Here is a 16443-nt window from a genome sequence, read left to right as displayed (position 1 = left end):
ATCCTGAAAATGCGGAAGCCGCTGCAGAATCCAAGGTAGTATTTAAATACTTGAAGTGGAGCTACTTGCTCTGCCGGACGTATTATGGAATTCCTCACCTTCATGGGCCGGAACGCCCGCTGGCTTTCCGGCGGGTTCCTGCTCTGCTTCTTCTCGTCCTTCGGGCAGACCTTCTACATCTCGCTCTCCAACGGCGACATCCGCCGGGAATTCGACCTGTCGAACGGCGATTTCGGGTTGCTCTACATGGCGGCGACGCTGGCGAGCGCGGCGACCTTGCCGACGCTTGGATGGACGCTCGATCGCTTCAAGGCCTGGCAGGTGGCGGCCGTCACCGTCCTCTGCCTGGCGCTGGCGACAGCAGTGATGTCGCTCGCCGCCAGCCTGCCGCTGCTCGTCCTTTCGCTCTACATGCTGCGGCTGTTCGGCCAGGGGATGATGACCGAGACGGCGATGACGGCGACCGGCCGCTGGTTCGCCGCCAACCGGGGCAGGGCGATGGCGCTGATCTCCCTCGGCTTTCATGTCGGCACCGGGCTGTTTCCGCTGATCTTCGTGGCGGTGGCGGCGAGTCTGGGCTGGCGCGGCACCTGGCTCGCCTGCGGCGCGGTTCTCGTCGTGATCGCGCTGCCGACCCTCGCCTGGACGACGGCGAAGGATCGCGACCCGCAGTCGGAACCGAAGATGCGCGAGCGGCCGGCGGTGCGCGACTGGACGATGCGCGAGGTGGTCGCCTCGCCGACCTTCTGGCTGGTCGCCTCGGCGGTTCTGGCGCCGCCCTTCATCGGCACGACGCTGTTCTTCCACCAGGTCTATCTCACCGAGTTGCGCGGCTGGCCGATCGAGGTCTTCGCCTCGGGCTTCGCGGTGATGTCTGCGACGACGGTGGTCTTCGCGCTCCTCTGCGGCTCGCTGGTCGACCGGTTCTCGGCAGTGCGGCTGTTGCCGTTCTTCCTGATCCCGATGTCCCTCGCCTGCTTCGTCGTCTGGCTGTTCTCGGCAGAAGTGACGATCTTCGTCTTCATGGTCTTCCTCGGCATCTCCAACGGTTTTTCCTCGACGCTTCTGGGCGCGCTCTGGCCGGAGCTCTACGGGACCAAGCATCTGGGGTCTGTGCGCTCGGTGACGGTGGCGCTGATGGTGCTCGCCTCGGCGCTCGGGCCGGGGGTGACCGGCGTCCTGATCGACCGGCAGGTGGACTATCCGCTGCAGATCGGCGTGATGGGGCTCTATTGCGTGGCGATCTCGCTGGTGATGGCGGTCGTGGCGATGCGCCAACGCAAAGTCGAGAGCGCGCATGCCGCCAGCGCGTCAGTGGCCGGCGCCCTTGCCGAGCGCGGCATCGACCGGGTGGATCCTCAGCCGCACGAGCGGTGAGGGTGCCGCCGCCACGTCATCCTCGGCCTCCGTGCCGAGGATCCACTGAGGGTCCCGGTCCAGAACTGTGTCTCGGGATGCACCCTTCCTCCACCGATCTGTCGCTTCGATGGCAGCAGATCCCCGGCACAAGGCCGAGGATGACGGCCTCAAGGGCCGAGGATGGCGGCTTGAAGGGCCAAGGATGACGGCGTTGGGGGCGCTGATGGCGCTGGCCCCGAGGCCGGGCAGTGGGCGGTCGATCGTCGATGCGGTCTCCGCTCGATCGGGGGCTGGCAGGCGGCGGGTGCCGCCACCAACGCTTCGTCATTCTCCATGCCCATAATCCAGGAATTGTCGGGCGCTTCTCGTCGCCGGTGTCACGAGGTGCGTGTCATCCGACGGCCGTGGTTGCCGCCCCTGGGTTCTCGGGACGGGGCCCGAGAACGACGACGCGGAAGAGGGCGGCGCCCTCATCTGCCACATGGTCTGCTATCCGCCTTCGATGGGCGCGATGAAGGACGTAGTCGGCGACGCAGACGCGTCGTCATCCTCGGCCTCCGTGCCGAGGATCTACTGAGGGTGCCGATCCAGAACCGTGTCTCGGGATGCACCTCTCCTCCGCCGATCTGTCGCTTCGATGGCAGTAGATCCTCGGCACAAGGCCGAGGATGACGACCTGAAGGGCCGGGGATGACGGCCTCAAGGGCCGAGGATGGCGGCCTGATGGGCCTAGGATGACGCCGCGTATGAGGGAGGGCGGCCCGGCCTTCCGGCCCGCCACGCTTTCGTGTAGGCCGCTCGCATGACCGCCATCCTCCGCTTCGCGCCGTCGCCGACCGGTCGGCTCCATATCGGCAATCTGCGCACCGCACTGTTCAACTGGCTGTTCGCCGCCAGGGAGAACGGGACCTTCGTCCTGCGCTTCGACGACACCGATCGCGAGCGCTCGCGCCGGGAATATGCCGATCTCATTGAGCGGGACCTCGCCTGGATCGGCATTCGACCGCATCGCACCGCCCGGCAGTCGGAGCGGATCGCGCTCTATGACGCGGCGGCGGAGAAGCTGAAGAGCGCCGGGCTGCTTTATCCCTGCTACGAGACGCCGGACGAGCTCGACCGCAAGAGGAAGCGGCTCGCCGCGCGCGGCCTGCCGCCGGTCTATGGCCGCGAGGCGCTGAAGCTCTCGAAAGGAGAGCGGGCGGAGCTGGAGGCCGAGGGTCGCCGGCCCCACTGGCGCTTCCTCTTGCCGAATTTCCGGACCGAGCCGTTTTCGCCGCAGCGCACCGACCTTGCCTTTGATGACCTCATCCGCGGCGAGACGGTGATCGATCTCGCCTCGCTGTCGGACCCGGTGCTGATCCGCGCGGACGGCAGCTATCTCTACACGCTGCCCTCAGTGGTCGACGATGCCGAGATGGGCGTCACCCATGTCATCCGCGGCGACGACCACGTCACCAACACGGCGGTGCAGGCGGCGATCTTCGAGGCACTGGGCGCAAGGGTGCCGCGCTTCGGCCACCACAATCTTCTGACCACGGTGGGCGGCGAGGGGCTGTCGAAGCGCTCCGGTGCGCTGGCGCTGGAGACGTTGCGCGGGGACGGCTACGAGCCGATGGCTGTCGCCTCGCTCGCCGTCCTCGTCGGCATGTCCGGCGCGATCGAGCCGATGGCCGATCTGGAAGCGCTCGCCGCGCGGCTGGATTTTTCGGCGATCTCCCATTCGGCCTCGAAGTTCGATCCGGCCGAGCTCGACCGGCTGAACCGCGAGATCGTCCATCAGATGCCCTACGAGGCGGTGCGCGACCGGCTGGCGGCGATGGGCGTCAGCGAGCGCGAGGGCGACGCCTTCTGGCAGGCGGTCAGGGCCAATTGCGACAAGGTGCCGGAGGCGAAAGCCTGGGCAAAGATCGTGTTCGGCGAGATCAGGGTGCCGGCGCCGGAGGACGAGGCGGAGCGCGAGTTCCGGGCGGCGGCGCTGCGGCTTTTGCCCGAGGGCGAGCCGGGGCCGGAGACCTTCAAGGCCTGGACCGGCGCGATCAAGGCTGAAACCGGCGCCAAGGGCAAGGCGCTGTTTCTGCCGCTGCGCCGGGCGATCACCGGGCTGGAGCACGGGCCGGAACTCGGGCCGCTGCTGCCGCTGATCGGGCGCGAGCGGCTGGTGGAGCGGCTCAAGGCCGGCTGAGGACGGGCAGGCAGGGTCATTGGACGAATAAGACGCCAACGACCCCTCATCCTAAGGTGCGAGCCGAGCAAAGCGAGGGGAGCCTCGAAGGGTGAGGGGGCCTGGCCTCGATGTCCGCGATTGTAAGATGGCGGTCCGTCTGCCCCGCGCTCTCGCCCTTCGAGGCTCGCCCGATCACAGATCGGGCTCGCACCTCAGGATGAGGGCGCGGGTTGCGCCTTTCGACCAGGAACCCCGCCTATTCCTTCATTGCACCCGGTCCCGGCGTCGCGCCGGCAGGGCACTTGCCGAGGATGATCATGCCGAGCACCTCGTCCTTGGTGACGTCCTCGGTCTTGGCCGAGCCGACCACCTGGCCGTTCTTCATCACCACCACCCGGTCCGACAGGTCGAAGACGTCGTGGATGTCGTGGCTGATGAGGAAGATGCCGATGTCTTCCTTCTTCAGCTCTTTGATCAGGTCGGCGACCTGGGCGGTCTCCTGCGGCCCGAGGGCGGCCGTCGGCTCGTCCATGATCAGGATCTTGGCGTTGAAGAGAATCGCTCTCGCGATCGCCACCGACTGGCGCTGGCCGCCGGAAAGCGCCTTCACCGGCTCCTTGAAGCGGCGGAAGTTCGGGTTCAGCCGGCCCATGACCTTGCGGGCCTCGGCCTCCATCGCGCCGTCGTCGAGGGTGCCCCAGGCGGTCATGATCTCGCGGCCGAGGAAGAGGTTGGCGGCGGCGTCGACATTATCCGCCAGCGCCAGGGTCTGGTAGATCGTCTCGATCCCGTAGGCCTTGGCGTCGCGGGGATTGCCGATCGAGGCCTTTTCGCCCCGCACGTAGATCTCGCCGGAATCGCGCTTGTAGGCGCCGGACAGGATCTTGATCAGCGTCGACTTGCCGGCGCCATTGTGGCCGAGCAGCGCGACGACTTCGCCGGGATAAAGGTCGATCGAGGCGTGGTCGACGGCGTGGATGCCGCCAAAGGCGATCGAGATGTCCTCCATCGCGACGAGCGGCGCGCCGGTGCGATCGACGCTGTCGTGGTGATGGCCCGGGCCGTGGTCCCGGATTTCCTCCATCGTGGTGCTCATGCGGCCCTCCTGCGATAGATGGTGTCGAGCCAGACGGCGACGACAAGGACGGCGCCGACGACGATGTTCTGCAGCGGGGTGTCCATGCCGAGAAGCACCATGCCGGACTGCAGGCTCTGCATGACGAGGGCGCCGAGCATCGCGCCGGCGATCGTGCCGGCGCCGCCGGCGAGCGAGGTGCCGCCGATCACCGCCGCGGCGATGGTGTAGAGCTCGTCGAGCGTTCCCTGCGCGTTGGTCGCCGAGGAGAGACGCGCCGTCGAGATCGCCGCGGCGACGGCGGCGAGCATTCCCATCAGCGCGAACACCATCAGCGTCACCCGCTTGGTGTTGATGCCGGCGAGATCAGCGGCTTCCGGATTGCCGCCGATGGCAAAGACGTAGCGGCCGAAGCGCGTGCGCCTGGCGATGAAGGTCATGACGATGCCGACGCCGATGAACAGGAGCACCGGCACGGCATAGCCGAAGCTGATCTGAAGGCCGCCTTCGGGAACCGCGATGCCATTGGCGTCGGCATAGCGCCGGGCAAGCGGGCCTGGCAGAAGGTAGGAATTGACGATCATCGTCGCGACGATGACGGCGATCACCGAAATGCCGACGGTCACCGCTTCCGCCCACATCGGCTTGACGGCGAAGGCGAAGCGCTTGCGCTGGCGGCGGGCGGCAAAGGCGCCGAAGACGATGAAGACCACTGCGAGGGCCGCGAGGATCCAGCTCCAAGTGGCGCCGATCGAGCCGTCCGAGCCGCCGCCGAGAAGCTTGAAGTTGTCGTCGGTGAGCGGGATCGTCCGGCCGGAGGCGACCCACCAGGCGCCGCCGCGCCAGACCAGGAGGCCGCCGAGGGTGACGATGAAGGCCGGAACGCCGAGATAGGCGATGATGAAGCCCTGCAGGCCGCCGATGACGAGGCCGCAGAGCAGGCCGACGATCAGCGTGGCGATCCAGACGAGGCCGGAGTCATAGCCGAGCATCGGCGTCAGATACTGGGTCTGGGCGACGGCCATGATCATGCCGGTGACGCCGAGGATCGAGCCGACGGAGAGGTCGATGTTGCGGGTGACGATGACCAGCACCATGCCCGTCGCCATGACGCCGACGGAGGCGGTCTGGACCGAGAGGTTCCAGAGATTGCGCGGCGTCAGGAAGGTGCCGCCGGACAGGATGTGAAAGCCGACCCAGATGACCAGCAGCGCGCCGATCATGCCGAGCATGCGTGTGTCGATCTCGGTCGCTCGCATGAAGCCCTTCAGGCCGCCGCCCGACCTGATCGTCGGACTGGCGCCCGGAACGGACGTGTTCGAGGTCGCCTCGCTCAATGCCGCCTCCCTTGCGCAACGGCAGCTGAACGGCCCTCTGGCCGGGGGCTGGCTGTCGCGCGGTGTTGTTTTCGTTGAAGCCGTGTATCCGGCTCGTTCCGGCGCTTCTGCACGTTTTCTTGGCAGGATGGCCCAGTTGCTCCCGTCGGTCGAGAGCACCGTGTCGAAAAATGGCCGCAGCTAAGCGCCGCGGCCATCGTTTTCAGAGGACTGTCAGCTTCAGCCGCAGACGGCGACCGAGCCGGGCTTGACGCCCTGGCAGACCTCTTCCTTGGAGATCCAGCCGGCGTCGATGACGACGTCGAGATTGTCCTTGGTGATCGGAACCGGCTTGAGGAAGATCGACTCGAGCTTCTTGCCGGCCGGGCTGTCCCATTCCTCGGCGCCGGTGACTTCGCTCATCGTCTTGCCGCCGGCGAGTTCCAGGGCGATCTCGGCCGCCCGCTTGCCGAGCTCGCGGGAGTCCTTCCACACCGAGACGGTCTGGGTGCCGAGGGCGATGCGGTTGAGCGCCGCGTGGTCGGCATCCTGGCCGGAAACCGGTACGGAACCCGCCAGACCCTGCGCCTCGAGCGCCGCGATGGCGCCGCCGGCGGTGCCGTCGTTGGAGGCGACCACCGCATCGACCTTGTTGTTGTTGGCCGTCAGGATCTGTTCCATGTTCTTCTGGGCGTTGGCCGGAAGCCAGCCGTCCGTATAGGCCTCGCCGACATTTTTGATCTTGCCGGAATCGATCGCCTCCTTGAGGACTTCCATCTGGCCGGAGAACAGGAAGTCGGCATTGGGATCGGACGACGAGCCCTTGATGAAGGCATAGTTGCCCTCGGGCTGGGCTTCCTGCACCGCGCGGGCCTGCATGCGCCCGACTTCCTTGTTGTCGAAGGTGATGTAGAAGGCGTTCGGATCCTCGATGAGACGGTCGTAGCCGACCACCGGGATGCCGTTGTTGGCGGCCGTCTGGACGGCCGGGCCGATGGCGGCGGAATCCTGCGCGAGGATGATCAGGGCGGTGGCCCCTTGCGTGATCAGCGACTCGACGTCGGTCAGCTGCTTGGCGGCCGAGGACTGGGCGTCGGCCGAAATGTATTTGGCGCCGGCGGCCTCGAGCGCCTTCTTGATGGCGGCCTCGTCGGTCTTCCAGCGCTCTTCCTGGAAATTCGACCAGGACACGCCGACCGTGATGTCCTGTGCAACGGCCGCACCGCTGCCCATGGCAGCCATCGAGAACATCGCGCCGGCAAGCGCGAACTTCAACGTTTTCATGAATTTCCTCCCCTGGCGCCCCTGGCGCCCTTGCGTCACGGAGCCCGGCGACGTGGCGCCGGCCGAGACTTTTTCCAAGCCTCGGAAAAAATGGTGACAGCAATTGCGATCCATGTCAACGTGTTCGATCAGAGCCGCCGAGACGCCGAGAAGAGCGCCAGGCGGAGGGGAGGAGATTGGCTTTGAGCAGTCTGGCGAAGACCGACGCCGACATGGTGCGTGCGCACAATCGGCTGGCGGTGCTCGATCATCTGAGACGTGTCGGCGTGACGACCCGCAAGGCGGTCAGCGAGGCGACTGGCCTGTCGGTTTCCGCCGCCTCGGCGATCTGCGGCACGCTGCTGCGCTCCGGCCTGCTGCAGGAGGTCGAAGAGGAGGACGATCGCTCGACCCGCCGCGGCCGGCCGGGCAAGAGCCTGGCGCTGCGCGGCGGCGCGGCGCGGGTCGCGGCGCTGAAACTCGCCGTCGGCGAGATCACCGGCCGGATCAGCGACTATTCGGGCGCGCCGCTCGCCGAGGCCCGCCGCGAGGTCGACATCTCCGGGCGGAGCGGCGAGAGGCTCGTCGCGCTGCTGGCGGAACTTGCCGAGGAGCTGATCGGCCAATCTGCCGATGGCCGGGGACATCCGTCGGGCGGCAGGCTCGACAAGGTCGTGGTAGCGGTGCAGGGCAAGACCCACAGCGACCTTTCCGGCATCGTCTGGTCGCCGGCCCTCAAGCACTGGAACATCGAGATCGCCGGCCCGCTGTCGGAGCGGCTCTCAGCCGATGTCAGCGTCCTCAACGACTGCTCGCTGATGCCCGAGGCGTTTCGCTGGCGGCCGGATTTCATCGGCCTCGACTTCGCCACACTGTTCGTCGGCTTCGGCGTCGGCATGGGCCTCAGGATCAGCGGTGCGACCTTCCAGGGCAAGCATTCCTCGGCCGTCGAGTTCGGCCATATCAACCACATCCCCCATGGCGCGCTCTGCCGATGCGGCAATCGCGGCTGCGTCGAGGCCTATGCCAGCGACTACGCCATCTGGCGCAGCGCCACCGGCAGCGACGAGATCCCGGCCCACCGCATTCCGGACGACGCGATGCTTCAGCTCGCCGCGGCGGCGCGGCAGGGCGATGAGCCGGCGCGGGCGGCCTTCGAGGCGGCCGGCAACGCCATCGGCTACGGCCTCGGACGGGTCTTCACCATGATCGATCCGCTGCCGATCGTCCTGACCGGTTCGGGGGCGCGGGCGATCGACCTTCTGGAGCCGGCGATCCGAAAGGGCATCACCGAAAGCTCGGTCGACGGGCTCGGCGCCGACGCGCCGCTGGTCATCCAGGAAGACACCGACGCCCTCGTCTTCGATGCGGGCACGGCCTATGCGCTGGCTGCGCTCGACGGAGAATTTGCGCGATCGGCGGCGGAAGCGACGGAGGCGGCATGATGACGGCAAGGCGCGACATACTGCTGATGGCGGCGTTCGCCACGGCCGGTTTGTGGGGAACCGGGGCGAGGGCCGAGGAACCCGCCTGGAGCGAGAAGGCAATCAAGGAGCGCATCGAACCGGTCTCCGGCAGGATCGCCGGTGAGGGGCTGGAGGCCTTGGCAATGAAGGGCCGCGATCTTTTCGAGGCGCGCTTCACCGTGCTCGACGGGGCGGGCCGGCCGAACGCCACCCAGGCGATCGTGCCGACCGCGCCGCGGCGCCCGGCCGAGTTCGCCTTCCAGCGGCTCGCCGGGCCGGACGCCAATGCCTGCTCCTCCTGCCACAACGAGCCGGTGGCCGGCGGTGCCGGCGGCTTCATTGCCAATGCCTTCGTCTCGGAAGGTTTCGAGAGCGCCAATTTCGACACGCTCGACGCGCAGTTTTCCAACGAGCGCGGCACCACCCATCTCTTCGGCGCCGGGCTGGTCGAGCTGCTTGCCCGCGAGATGAGCGCCGATCTCGCGGCCGGCCGGCGCGAGGCGCTGCGCCAGGCGCGGGACAGGCATGAGCCGGTCCGCTTTGCCCTGTCCTCGAAGGGCGTCGATTTCGGCCGGATCACCGCCTTTCCGGACGGCTCGGTCGACCTTTCCGAGCTTGCCGGTGTCGACGACGACCTCGTCGTGCGGCCATTCAGCCAGAAAGGGGTGATGACGTCGCTCCGGCAGTTCACCGTCAACGCCATGAACCAGCATCACGGCATGGAAGCCGACGAGCGCTGGGGCGCCCGCTGGACCGGGGCTGTCGATTTCGACGGCGACGGCCATGGCGACGAACTCGGCGCCGGCGAGATCTCGGCGCTGGTCGCCTTCCAGGCGACCCTGCCGCCGCCGGTGATCGAAGCGCCCGAGGACGAGGGCTGGGCCGAGGCGGCAGCCCGTGGCCGAGATGTCTTTGCCGAGATCGGCTGCGACAGCTGCCACAGGCCGGCGCTGCCCTTGAAGAGCCTTTCCTTCGAAGATCCCGGCCCGGTCGACATGGCCGGGACGCTGAGAGCAGGGGACGTCGAAGCCCCGGCAAGCTACGACCTTGCCAGCCTCGAATGGGCGAGGCGCCTGCCGCGCAACGACGAGGGCGAGGTGATGGTGCCGCTGTTCGGCGACCTGAAGCGCCACCGCATCGCCGACAGCCGTACGCCGCTTCTCGGCAACGAGACGCTCGCGCAGCGCTTCGTCGAGCGCGACGTCTTCATGACCGCCGAGCTCTGGGGCCTTGCCGACACCGCGCCCTACGGCCATCGCGGCGACATCACCACGCTGGACGAGGTGATCCGCGCCCATGGCGCCGAGGGTGAGAAGGCCGGCCGCGCCTATGCCGCGCTGCCCGATGCCGACCGCTCGGCGCTGATCGCCTGGCTGAAGACGCTGAAGGTGGGGGAGTGAGGGGGATGGACCTGAGATTTCGTGCGCGCCTGGATCTGCGGGCGCGGCAGACCCCCTCTGCCCTGCCGGGCATCTCCCCCTCAAGGGGGGAGATCGGCAGCTTTGGGTCTCAGCGCCCTTCCTTCATCGCTTGCGCTTTCTTCAGTCGTCGATGATGGGCCGAGGCGTCGGCGCAGGGTCGATCTCCCCCCTCGAGGGGGAGATGCCCGGCAGGGCAGAGGGGGGCGCGACGGGCGCCGGTCGGACCTGGTGTTCGCCGTTTTTGTCCACCCGAATGGAGGCGGTCTCTCCGACGATATCACCGTCGGTGGAAGTTTGGGCGCAGGCGACAAGGCGCCGTCATCCTCGAGCTTGTCCCGAGGATCTACTGCCATTGACGCTCCGAACCGCTGCAGATGGCGCGATACGGGAAAAGGATCGCAAGTCGCAAGCGAAGGTAGATCCTCGGGACAAGCCCGAGGATGACGACTGGAGGAGCGTGACGGCCAATCGCCGAGGTCGCGAATGCCAGGGGGGCAAGGCACACTCCATCGCGAGCTGGGCATTCTTGGCGATCGCCGCCGCGGCGATCCCGCGTCCCGCTTTCGCCGCCGAACCTGCGGCAAAGCCCTTCGCCGGCGACGTTCCGGTCCTCCACGAAGAGGCCGCAGCGGCGGGCATCGACCACACTTACGGCGGGCCGTGGGAGTTTTTCGTCGGCGGTGGCGGGGCGGCCTTCGACTGCAACGACGACCGCTTTCCGGATGTGTTTCTGGCCGGCGGCAAGGGCGAGGGCACGGTCTACGTCAACCGTTCGCAGGCCGGCGGACGCCTCGCCTTCGAAACGGTGCCGCAGGATCTCGATCCGAAGGACCTCGAAGATGTCACCGGCGCCTATCCGATCGACATCGACCAGGATGGCCGCCAGGACCTCGTGCTGTTGCGCGTCGGCGGCAACATCCTGCTCAAGGGTCTTGCCGAATGCCGCTTCGAAAAGGCGAATTTTTCCTGGGCCTTCGACGGCGGCCGGGCCTGGACGACGGCCTTTTCGGCGATCTTCGAGCCGGGCAACCGCTATCCGACGCTTGCCTTCGGCAACTATGTGGACCGCGCCGCGCCGGGCTCGCCCTGGGGCACCTGTGCCGACAACGTGCTGATCCGGCCGAAGTCATCGGACGAGCGCGATGGGCGGGCAGACCCCGCCGCGGCAATGCAGGGAGCGGGCGCTCCGACCGGCAAGCCGGGCGGTGCGCAAGCGCCCGACTATTCCGAGCCCTTCGCCCTGTCGCCCGGCTATTGTGCCCTGTCGATGCTGTTCACCGACTGGGACCACTCGGGCGAGCCATCCTTGAGGATCACCAACGATCGGCAGTATTATCGCGGCGGCGAGGAACAGCTGTGGCGCGTCGAGCCCGGCCGGGCGCCGCGGCCCTATCGAAAGGCCGACGGCTGGCAGCACCTGTCGATCTGGGGCATGGGGATCGCCGAGGGCGACGTCGACAATGACGGCTATCCCGACTACGCGCTGACCTCGATGGGCGACACCAAGCTGCAGTTCCTCGACCGCGAATTCGAGGATTCCCCGACCTATCGCGACGAGGCCTATCAGCGCGGCGCGACCGCCCATCGCCCTTACGTCCACGATGCCGGAAAGCCCTCGACCGGCTGGCATGCCGGCTTTGCCGACTTCAACAACGATACCCAGCTCGATCTCTTCATCGCCAAGGGCAATGTCGAGGCGATGCCGGATTTCGCCGCCTACGACCCGGACAATCTCCTGATGGGCGGCTTCGACGGTCGCTTCACCGAGGTCGGCGAGGAAGCCGGCATCGCGCTCCCCACCAAGGGGCGCGGCGCGCTGATCGCCGATTTCAATCTCGACGGCGCGATGGATCTCCTCGTCGTCAATCGCGGCCAGAAGGCCAGCCTCTTTCGCAATCTCGGCGGCAGGGCGGATTTCGGCGAACGGCCGCTCGGCAATTTCGTCGAGGTGAAGCTTTCGCAGAAAGACGGCAATCGCGACGCCATCGGCGCCAGGCTGGCGGTGAAGATCGGCGCCAAGACGCTGAACCGGACGATCCAGGTCGGCGGCGGCCATGCCTCGGGAACGGCGGGCTTCGTCCATGTCGGCCTCGGCACCGCTGAGCGGGCGGAAATCCGGGTGCAGTGGCCGGATGGCGAGTGGAGCCATCCCTACCGGGTGTTTGCCGACAACTTCGTGCTGATCGACCGCGGCGCCGATGCCGCCCGCTACTGGTATCCCGATGCCGACCGGCCGGAGCCGCCCACCGCGGAGACGACGGCGCAATCCGACACTCTGCAGGGGCAGGACGGGCGGGCGGGCAGCGCGATTGCTCCGGCGCGCCGCTAGACATAAGTCGCTCATGCGGCTGTGATGATGATCACTTAGGATGTGATCTGGAACGTGTAGCAAGAGACGGTGCATGCCGAATGCTTGCATCTATGTTGCGAAACAGTTTCAGACCGCGGAGACCCATCGATGTTCGGCCCCCCATCCGACCCGATCACCCCCTATCGGGCGCCTGATGCCGATCGGCCGATCCCGGCCAGCCGAGTCCGCCCGAGGCAGACGCGCCGGCAGGCGGGGCTTTCGATCGGGCTCCGCAGGATCATCGTCCTTGCCCTCAATCTCGGCACCATCGCCGGGCTCGGCACGGCACTGTTCCTGCTCCTCGGCAGCGACGGCATCGGCCTGCTCGATGCGGTGATCTTCTCAGGTTTCCTGCTGGCGACGCCATGGACGGTGCTCGGCTTCTGGAACGCGGTGATCGGCCTTTGCGTCATCCATTTCGGCAGGCCGGAAGCCTCCGTCCATCCCTATTTCGCCGTTCCGGGCGACCGTTCCGGCGGCGAGAGTGCGGACGACACGCCGCTTGCGAGCCGCACCGACCTTCTGCTCTTCCTGCGCAACGAGGCGCCCGAGCCGATCTTCGCGCGGCTGGAGGCCATGCGCCGCAGCCTCGAATCGACCGGCAAGGCCCGGCATTTCCGCTTCGCGATCCTCTCCGACACCTCCGACCCGATGGTCGCCGCCGCCGAGCGGCTGGAATTTAACCGCTTCGCCCATCTTTACGAGGGCCGGCCCCAGACCGAGCAGCCGGTCTATCGCCGGCGCACCGACAATGCCGGCTTCAAGGCCGGCAATCTTCGCGACCATCTGCTCTCCTGGCCGGGCGAATCGGACTTCTTCCTGCCGCTCGATTCCGACAGCGTCATGGGCGGCCGGATGATCGTGCGGATGGTCGAGGCGATGGAGGCCAATCCTCAGATCGGCATCCTCCAGAGCCTGGTCGTCGGCATGCCGGCGGAAAGCGGCTTTGCCCGGCTGTTCCAGTTCGGCATGCGCCACGGCATGCGCTCCTTCACCATGGGCTCGGCCTGGTGGAGCGCCGATTGCGGTCCTTACTGGGGGCACAACGCGCTGATCCGCACCCGGCCCTTCGTCGCGGCCTGCGAGCTTCCGGTGCTGCCCGGCAGGGCGCCGCTCGGCGGCCACGTCCTCTCCCACGACCAGCTCGAGGCGGTGTTCATGCGCCGGGCGGACTACGAGGTGCGGGTGATCCCGGTCGAGACCCGCAGCTACGAGACCAACCCGCCGACGCTGCTCGAATTCCAGAAGCGGGACCTGCGCTGGTGCCAGGGCAACATGCAGTATTTCCGCTTCCTCTTCGCGCCCGGGCTGAAGCCTGTCAGCCGGTTCCAGATCCTCCAGGCGATCCTGATGTATGTCGCGCCGCTCGCCTGGATCGCGATGACGATCGCCGCGACCGCCAAGGCGCTCGTCGGCGGCTACGACGCCTCCATGCTGGTGCTCGGCATGGGCCTCTTCGTCACCCTCTTTGCCATGTCGGTCGCACCGAAGATCGCCGGCGTCCTCGACGTGCTTCTCACCCCCGGCGCCGTGAGGGCCTATGGCGGAGCGCCGCGCTTCCTCGCCTCGGCTCTCATCGAGCTTCTCGCCTCGATGCTGATGGCGCCGATCGTCGCCGTCTATGTCTCGGTGTTCCTCGTCGGCCTCTGTTTCGGCCAGACGGTGCTGTGGAACGGCCAGAACCGCGATCGCCTCGGCGTGCCATGGACGACGGCGATCGCCGCGCTGATGCCGCAGACGCTGCTCGGTCTTGGCCTCACTGCTGCTCTCGCCTTCGGCGCCAGCCTCTCGGCCGTCGTCCTCGCCTTGCCGTTCCTTGCCGGTCTCGTCCTTGCGGTGCCCTTCACGGTGGCGACGGCGGCGCCGGTCTTCGGCCGGCTGACAGCCCGGCTCGGGCTCTTCGCGATCCCCGAGGAGACGGTGATGCCGCCGGTGCTGCGCGCCGTGGTGCCCGCCGCGGCAAGGCGCTGGCGCCGACCTGTCGGCCGAAGCGGCGCGACGGGTCCGGCGCTGGCAGGTGAAGACGCCGAGGGCGAGCGGGCGTGAGAATTGCCACGAGCCTCGATGCCTGGCGGGGCATCGCCCGAAGCCTTGTCGTCTACCGACTCGACCGCGAGCATCGCAAAAGCCTCTCGCGCTTCTGCGGCGAGCTTGCCCGCCCCGGCGATCTCGTCTTCGACATTGGTGCCCATGTCGGCGACCGCACGGCGGCCTTTGCGGCGTGCGGCGCGAGGGTGGTGGCGGTCGAGGCACAGCCCCGGCTCGCCAGGCTGCTCGCCTGGCAGTTCGCAGGGGCGCGGAAGGTGAAAGTCGTCGGGAGTGCCGTCGGCCGGATGAAGGGCCGGCTGACGCTCCGGCTGAACACCGCCAACCCGACGGTCGCGACGGCATCGGCGGGCTTCGTCGCCGCAGCCGGGGCCGGAGCGAAGGGGTGGGAAGGCCAGGCCTGGGACGCGGCGGTCGAGGTCGATTGCACCACGCTCGACGATCTTGCCGCGCGCTTCGGCCGGCCGGACTTCGTCAAGATCGACGTCGAGGGCTTCGAGGACGAGGTGCTGGCCGGACTGTCGCCGGACAATGCGCCGACAGCGCTGTCCTTCGAATTCGTGACGATGGACCGCGCGCCGGCACTACGCGCCCTCGACGAGGTCCGGCGGCTGGGTTACTCGGACTTCGACGTCTCGCTCGGCGAAAGCCATGACTGGGTATTCGGCGAGAGGCAGCCAATCCAGACGATCGCCGCCTATCTGCGCGACCTGCCGGAAGAATTCAATTCCGGCGACGTCTACTGCTGGCGAACCGGCTGAGGCGACGGTCCGAGAGGCTGGTCACATCGCGTCTGGCGCCGCTCAGGCGGCGTTCTGGGCCATGGCGTTGGTCATCAGCGCATAGATGGTGTTGCCGTCGCGGGTATCGCGGATCTCGTCGACGATGCCGCGGTTGCGCAACAGCCGCGCCACCTTGGAGAGCGCCTTGAGGTGGTCGGCGCCGGAGCCCTGCGGTGCCAGGAGCAGGAAGACGATGTCAACAGGCTGATCGTCGAGGGCGTCGAAATCCACCGGCCGGCTCAGCCGCGCGAACAGCCCGACGATGTGATCGAGCTCGGCGAGCTTGCCATGCGGGATGGCGATGCCGTTGCCGACGCCCGTCGAGCCGAGCTTCTCGCGGCCGAGGATCGTCTCGAAAATCTCGCGCTCCGAAATGCCGGTGATCTCGGCGGCCCTGGCGGCCATCTCCTGCAACACCTGCTTTTTCGAATTCGCCCTGAGATCGGGCAGGATCGCACCGGGGTCAATCAGGGTATCGACATCCATCGAAGGCCTGCCTTCTCATTTCGGGCACGTCATCCTTACCCGGCACAGATTATCGCGCCGTTACGATTCCCGCGAGTAGTTCGACGGGTCGACCCAGCCGTAATTACCGTCGGCGCGCCGAAAGACGATGTTGAGGTCGCCGGAATTGGCGTTGCGGAACAACACGAAAGGGCTGTCCTGCCGGTCGAGTTCCATCACCGCGCCGGCAACCGAATGGGTGCCGACCTTCAGCGTGGTCTCGGCGATGATCGCGGGGGCGAAGTCGGCCGGGATCTCCTCGGCCTCCTCCGGGATCGCCGCCATCACCGAATAGGCCATCTCGCGATGGCTGTTGTTCTGGTGATCCTTCAGGCGGCGTTTGTAGCGGCGCAGCCGCTTTTCGATGCGCTCTGCCGCGTCGCCGAAACTTGCTTCGGGATCATGCGCCTCGCCGGCCGCCTGGAAGACGACGCCGGTATCGAGATGGACGGTGCAGTCGGTGGCATAGCGGCTGCCCTCCCGCGAGACGACCACCGTCCCGGAGAAGTTTCCGTCGAAATATTTGTCGACCGCTTCGCCGAGGCGCTCCTCGATGCGGACGCGAAACGCCTCGCCCACATCCATGTGCTTTCCCGAAACGCGCAAGCCCATTCCCATTCTCCCATCGTCTCGAAGCGTCCGGCGACGATCGCCGCCCTGCCGCTCCAATCCTCGTAGCGCCGCGTCACCCGGGCCA

13 protein-coding genes are annotated in these 16443 nt (G+C 67.4%); 8 read left to right on the top strand and 5 right to left on the bottom strand.

Annotated elements, in window-relative coordinates; translation table 11 throughout:
• Positions 1 to 84: 84 nt before the first annotated feature.
• Positions 85 to 1377 carry an MFS transporter gene (locus E3C22_RS19340; RefSeq protein WP_134763510.1) on the top strand — a complete coding sequence of 431 codons (1293 nt, stop codon included), beginning with the start codon at positions 85 to 87 and terminating at the stop codon, positions 1375 to 1377.
• Positions 1378 to 2161: 784 nt separating this feature from the next.
• Positions 2162 to 3541 carry a glutamate--tRNA ligase gene (gene gltX, locus E3C22_RS19335; protein WP_134763509.1) on the top strand — a complete coding sequence of 460 codons (1380 nt, stop codon included), beginning with the start codon at positions 2162 to 2164 and terminating at the stop codon, positions 3539 to 3541.
• Positions 3542 to 3779: 238 nt separating this feature from the next.
• Here gltX and E3C22_RS19330 read toward each other — a convergent pair whose 3' ends face one another.
• Positions 3780 to 4532 carry an ATP-binding cassette domain-containing protein gene (locus E3C22_RS19330; RefSeq protein ID WP_134763645.1) on the bottom strand — a complete coding sequence of 251 codons (753 nt, stop codon included), beginning with the start codon at positions 4530 to 4532 and terminating at the stop codon, positions 3780 to 3782.
• A gap of 83 nt (positions 4533 to 4615) precedes the next feature.
• A complete protein-coding gene (locus E3C22_RS19325) occupies positions 4616 to 5935 on the bottom strand; it encodes a sugar ABC transporter permease (RefSeq protein WP_425364993.1) in 1320 nt (439 codons plus the stop codon).
• Here E3C22_RS19325 and E3C22_RS19320 point away from each other — a divergent pair.
• Positions 5856 to 6119: a hypothetical protein gene (locus E3C22_RS19320; RefSeq protein WP_167591832.1), complete on the top strand. Its 264-nt coding sequence runs from the start codon at positions 5856 to 5858 to the stop codon at positions 6117 to 6119. The genes E3C22_RS19325 and E3C22_RS19320 overlap by 80 nt on opposite strands.
• A gap of 35 nt (positions 6120 to 6154) precedes the next feature.
• Here E3C22_RS19320 and xylF read toward each other — a convergent pair whose 3' ends face one another.
• Positions 6155 to 7165 (bottom strand): D-xylose ABC transporter substrate-binding protein, encoded by a 1011-nt coding sequence (gene xylF, locus E3C22_RS19315; protein ID WP_425364996.1) that lies wholly within the window; start codon positions 7163 to 7165, stop codon positions 6155 to 6157.
• A gap of 215 nt (positions 7166 to 7380) precedes the next feature.
• On the opposite strand from xylF, the gene E3C22_RS19310 reads away from it, so the two are divergent.
• From E3C22_RS19310 to E3C22_RS19285, 5 genes are all read left to right on the top strand, one after another.
• Positions 7381 to 8622 carry an ROK family transcriptional regulator gene (locus E3C22_RS19310; RefSeq protein WP_245515078.1) on the top strand — a complete coding sequence of 414 codons (1242 nt, stop codon included), beginning with the start codon at positions 7381 to 7383 and terminating at the stop codon, positions 8620 to 8622.
• Positions 8619 to 10043, top strand: a complete 1425-nt coding sequence (locus tag E3C22_RS19305; protein ID WP_245515077.1) for a di-heme oxidoredictase family protein — start codon at positions 8619 to 8621, stop codon at positions 10041 to 10043. Before E3C22_RS19310 ends, E3C22_RS19305 begins: the two co-directional genes overlap by 4 nt.
• Before the next feature lie 547 nt (positions 10044 to 10590).
• Positions 10591 to 12393 carry a CRTAC1 family protein gene (locus tag E3C22_RS19295; RefSeq protein ID WP_245515076.1) on the top strand — a complete coding sequence of 601 codons (1803 nt, stop codon included), beginning with the start codon at positions 10591 to 10593 and terminating at the stop codon, positions 12391 to 12393.
• 129 nt (positions 12394 to 12522) lie between these two features.
• The gene (gene mdoH, locus E3C22_RS19290) at positions 12523 to 14460 is read left to right on the top strand and encodes a glucans biosynthesis glucosyltransferase MdoH (protein ID WP_134763505.1); all 1938 of its coding nucleotides are present in this window, start codon (positions 12523 to 12525) and stop codon (positions 14458 to 14460) included.
• Positions 14457 to 15221: an FkbM family methyltransferase gene (locus E3C22_RS19285; RefSeq protein ID WP_134763504.1), complete on the top strand. Its 765-nt coding sequence runs from the start codon at positions 14457 to 14459 to the stop codon at positions 15219 to 15221. The genes mdoH and E3C22_RS19285 overlap by 4 nt, the downstream gene beginning before the upstream one ends.
• A gap of 42 nt (positions 15222 to 15263) precedes the next feature.
• Here E3C22_RS19285 and ptsN read toward each other — a convergent pair whose 3' ends face one another.
• Together ptsN and hpf are read right to left on the bottom strand one after the other, a co-directional pair.
• A complete protein-coding gene (gene ptsN / locus E3C22_RS19280; RefSeq protein ID WP_134763503.1) occupies positions 15264 to 15728 on the bottom strand; it encodes a PTS IIA-like nitrogen regulatory protein PtsN in 465 nt (154 codons plus the stop codon).
• 60 nt (positions 15729 to 15788) lie between these two features.
• A complete protein-coding gene (hpf, locus tag E3C22_RS19275) occupies positions 15789 to 16358 on the bottom strand; it encodes a ribosome hibernation-promoting factor, HPF/YfiA family (protein WP_134763502.1) in 570 nt (189 codons plus the stop codon).
• Positions 16359 to 16443: the final 85 nt, after the last annotated feature.

Source organism: Jiella endophytica (assembly GCF_004519335.1).
Taxonomy (GTDB): domain Bacteria; phylum Pseudomonadota; class Alphaproteobacteria; order Rhizobiales; family Rhizobiaceae; genus Jiella; species Jiella endophytica.
Note: the sequence above shows the minus strand (reverse complement) of the source record. Positions and strands in the feature narration are given on the sequence as shown.

Coding starts and splice junctions, on each gene's coding strand:
- E3C22_RS19340 (WP_134763510.1), top strand. CDS start 85: ATGGAATTCCTCACCTTCATGGGCCGGAACGCCCGCTGGCTTTCCGGC.
- gltX (WP_134763509.1), top strand. CDS start 2,162: ATGACCGCCATCCTCCGCTTCGCGCCGTCGCCGACCGGTCGGCTCCAT.
- E3C22_RS19330 (WP_134763645.1), bottom strand. CDS start 4,532: ATGGAGGACATCTCGATCGCCTTTGGCGGCATCCACGCCGTCGACCAC.
- E3C22_RS19320 (WP_167591832.1), top strand. CDS start 5,856: ATGAAGCCCTTCAGGCCGCCGCCCGACCTGATCGTCGGACTGGCGCCC.
- xylF (WP_425364996.1), bottom strand. CDS start 7,165: ATGTTCTCGATGGCTGCCATGGGCAGCGGTGCGGCCGTTGCACAGGAC.
- E3C22_RS19305 (WP_245515077.1), top strand. CDS start 8,619: ATGATGACGGCAAGGCGCGACATACTGCTGATGGCGGCGTTCGCCACG.
- mdoH (WP_134763505.1), top strand. CDS start 12,523: ATGTTCGGCCCCCCATCCGACCCGATCACCCCCTATCGGGCGCCTGAT.
- ptsN (WP_134763503.1), bottom strand. CDS start 15,728: ATGGATGTCGATACCCTGATTGACCCCGGTGCGATCCTGCCCGATCTC.
- hpf (WP_134763502.1), bottom strand. CDS start 16,358: ATGGGCTTGCGCGTTTCGGGAAAGCACATGGATGTGGGCGAGGCGTTT.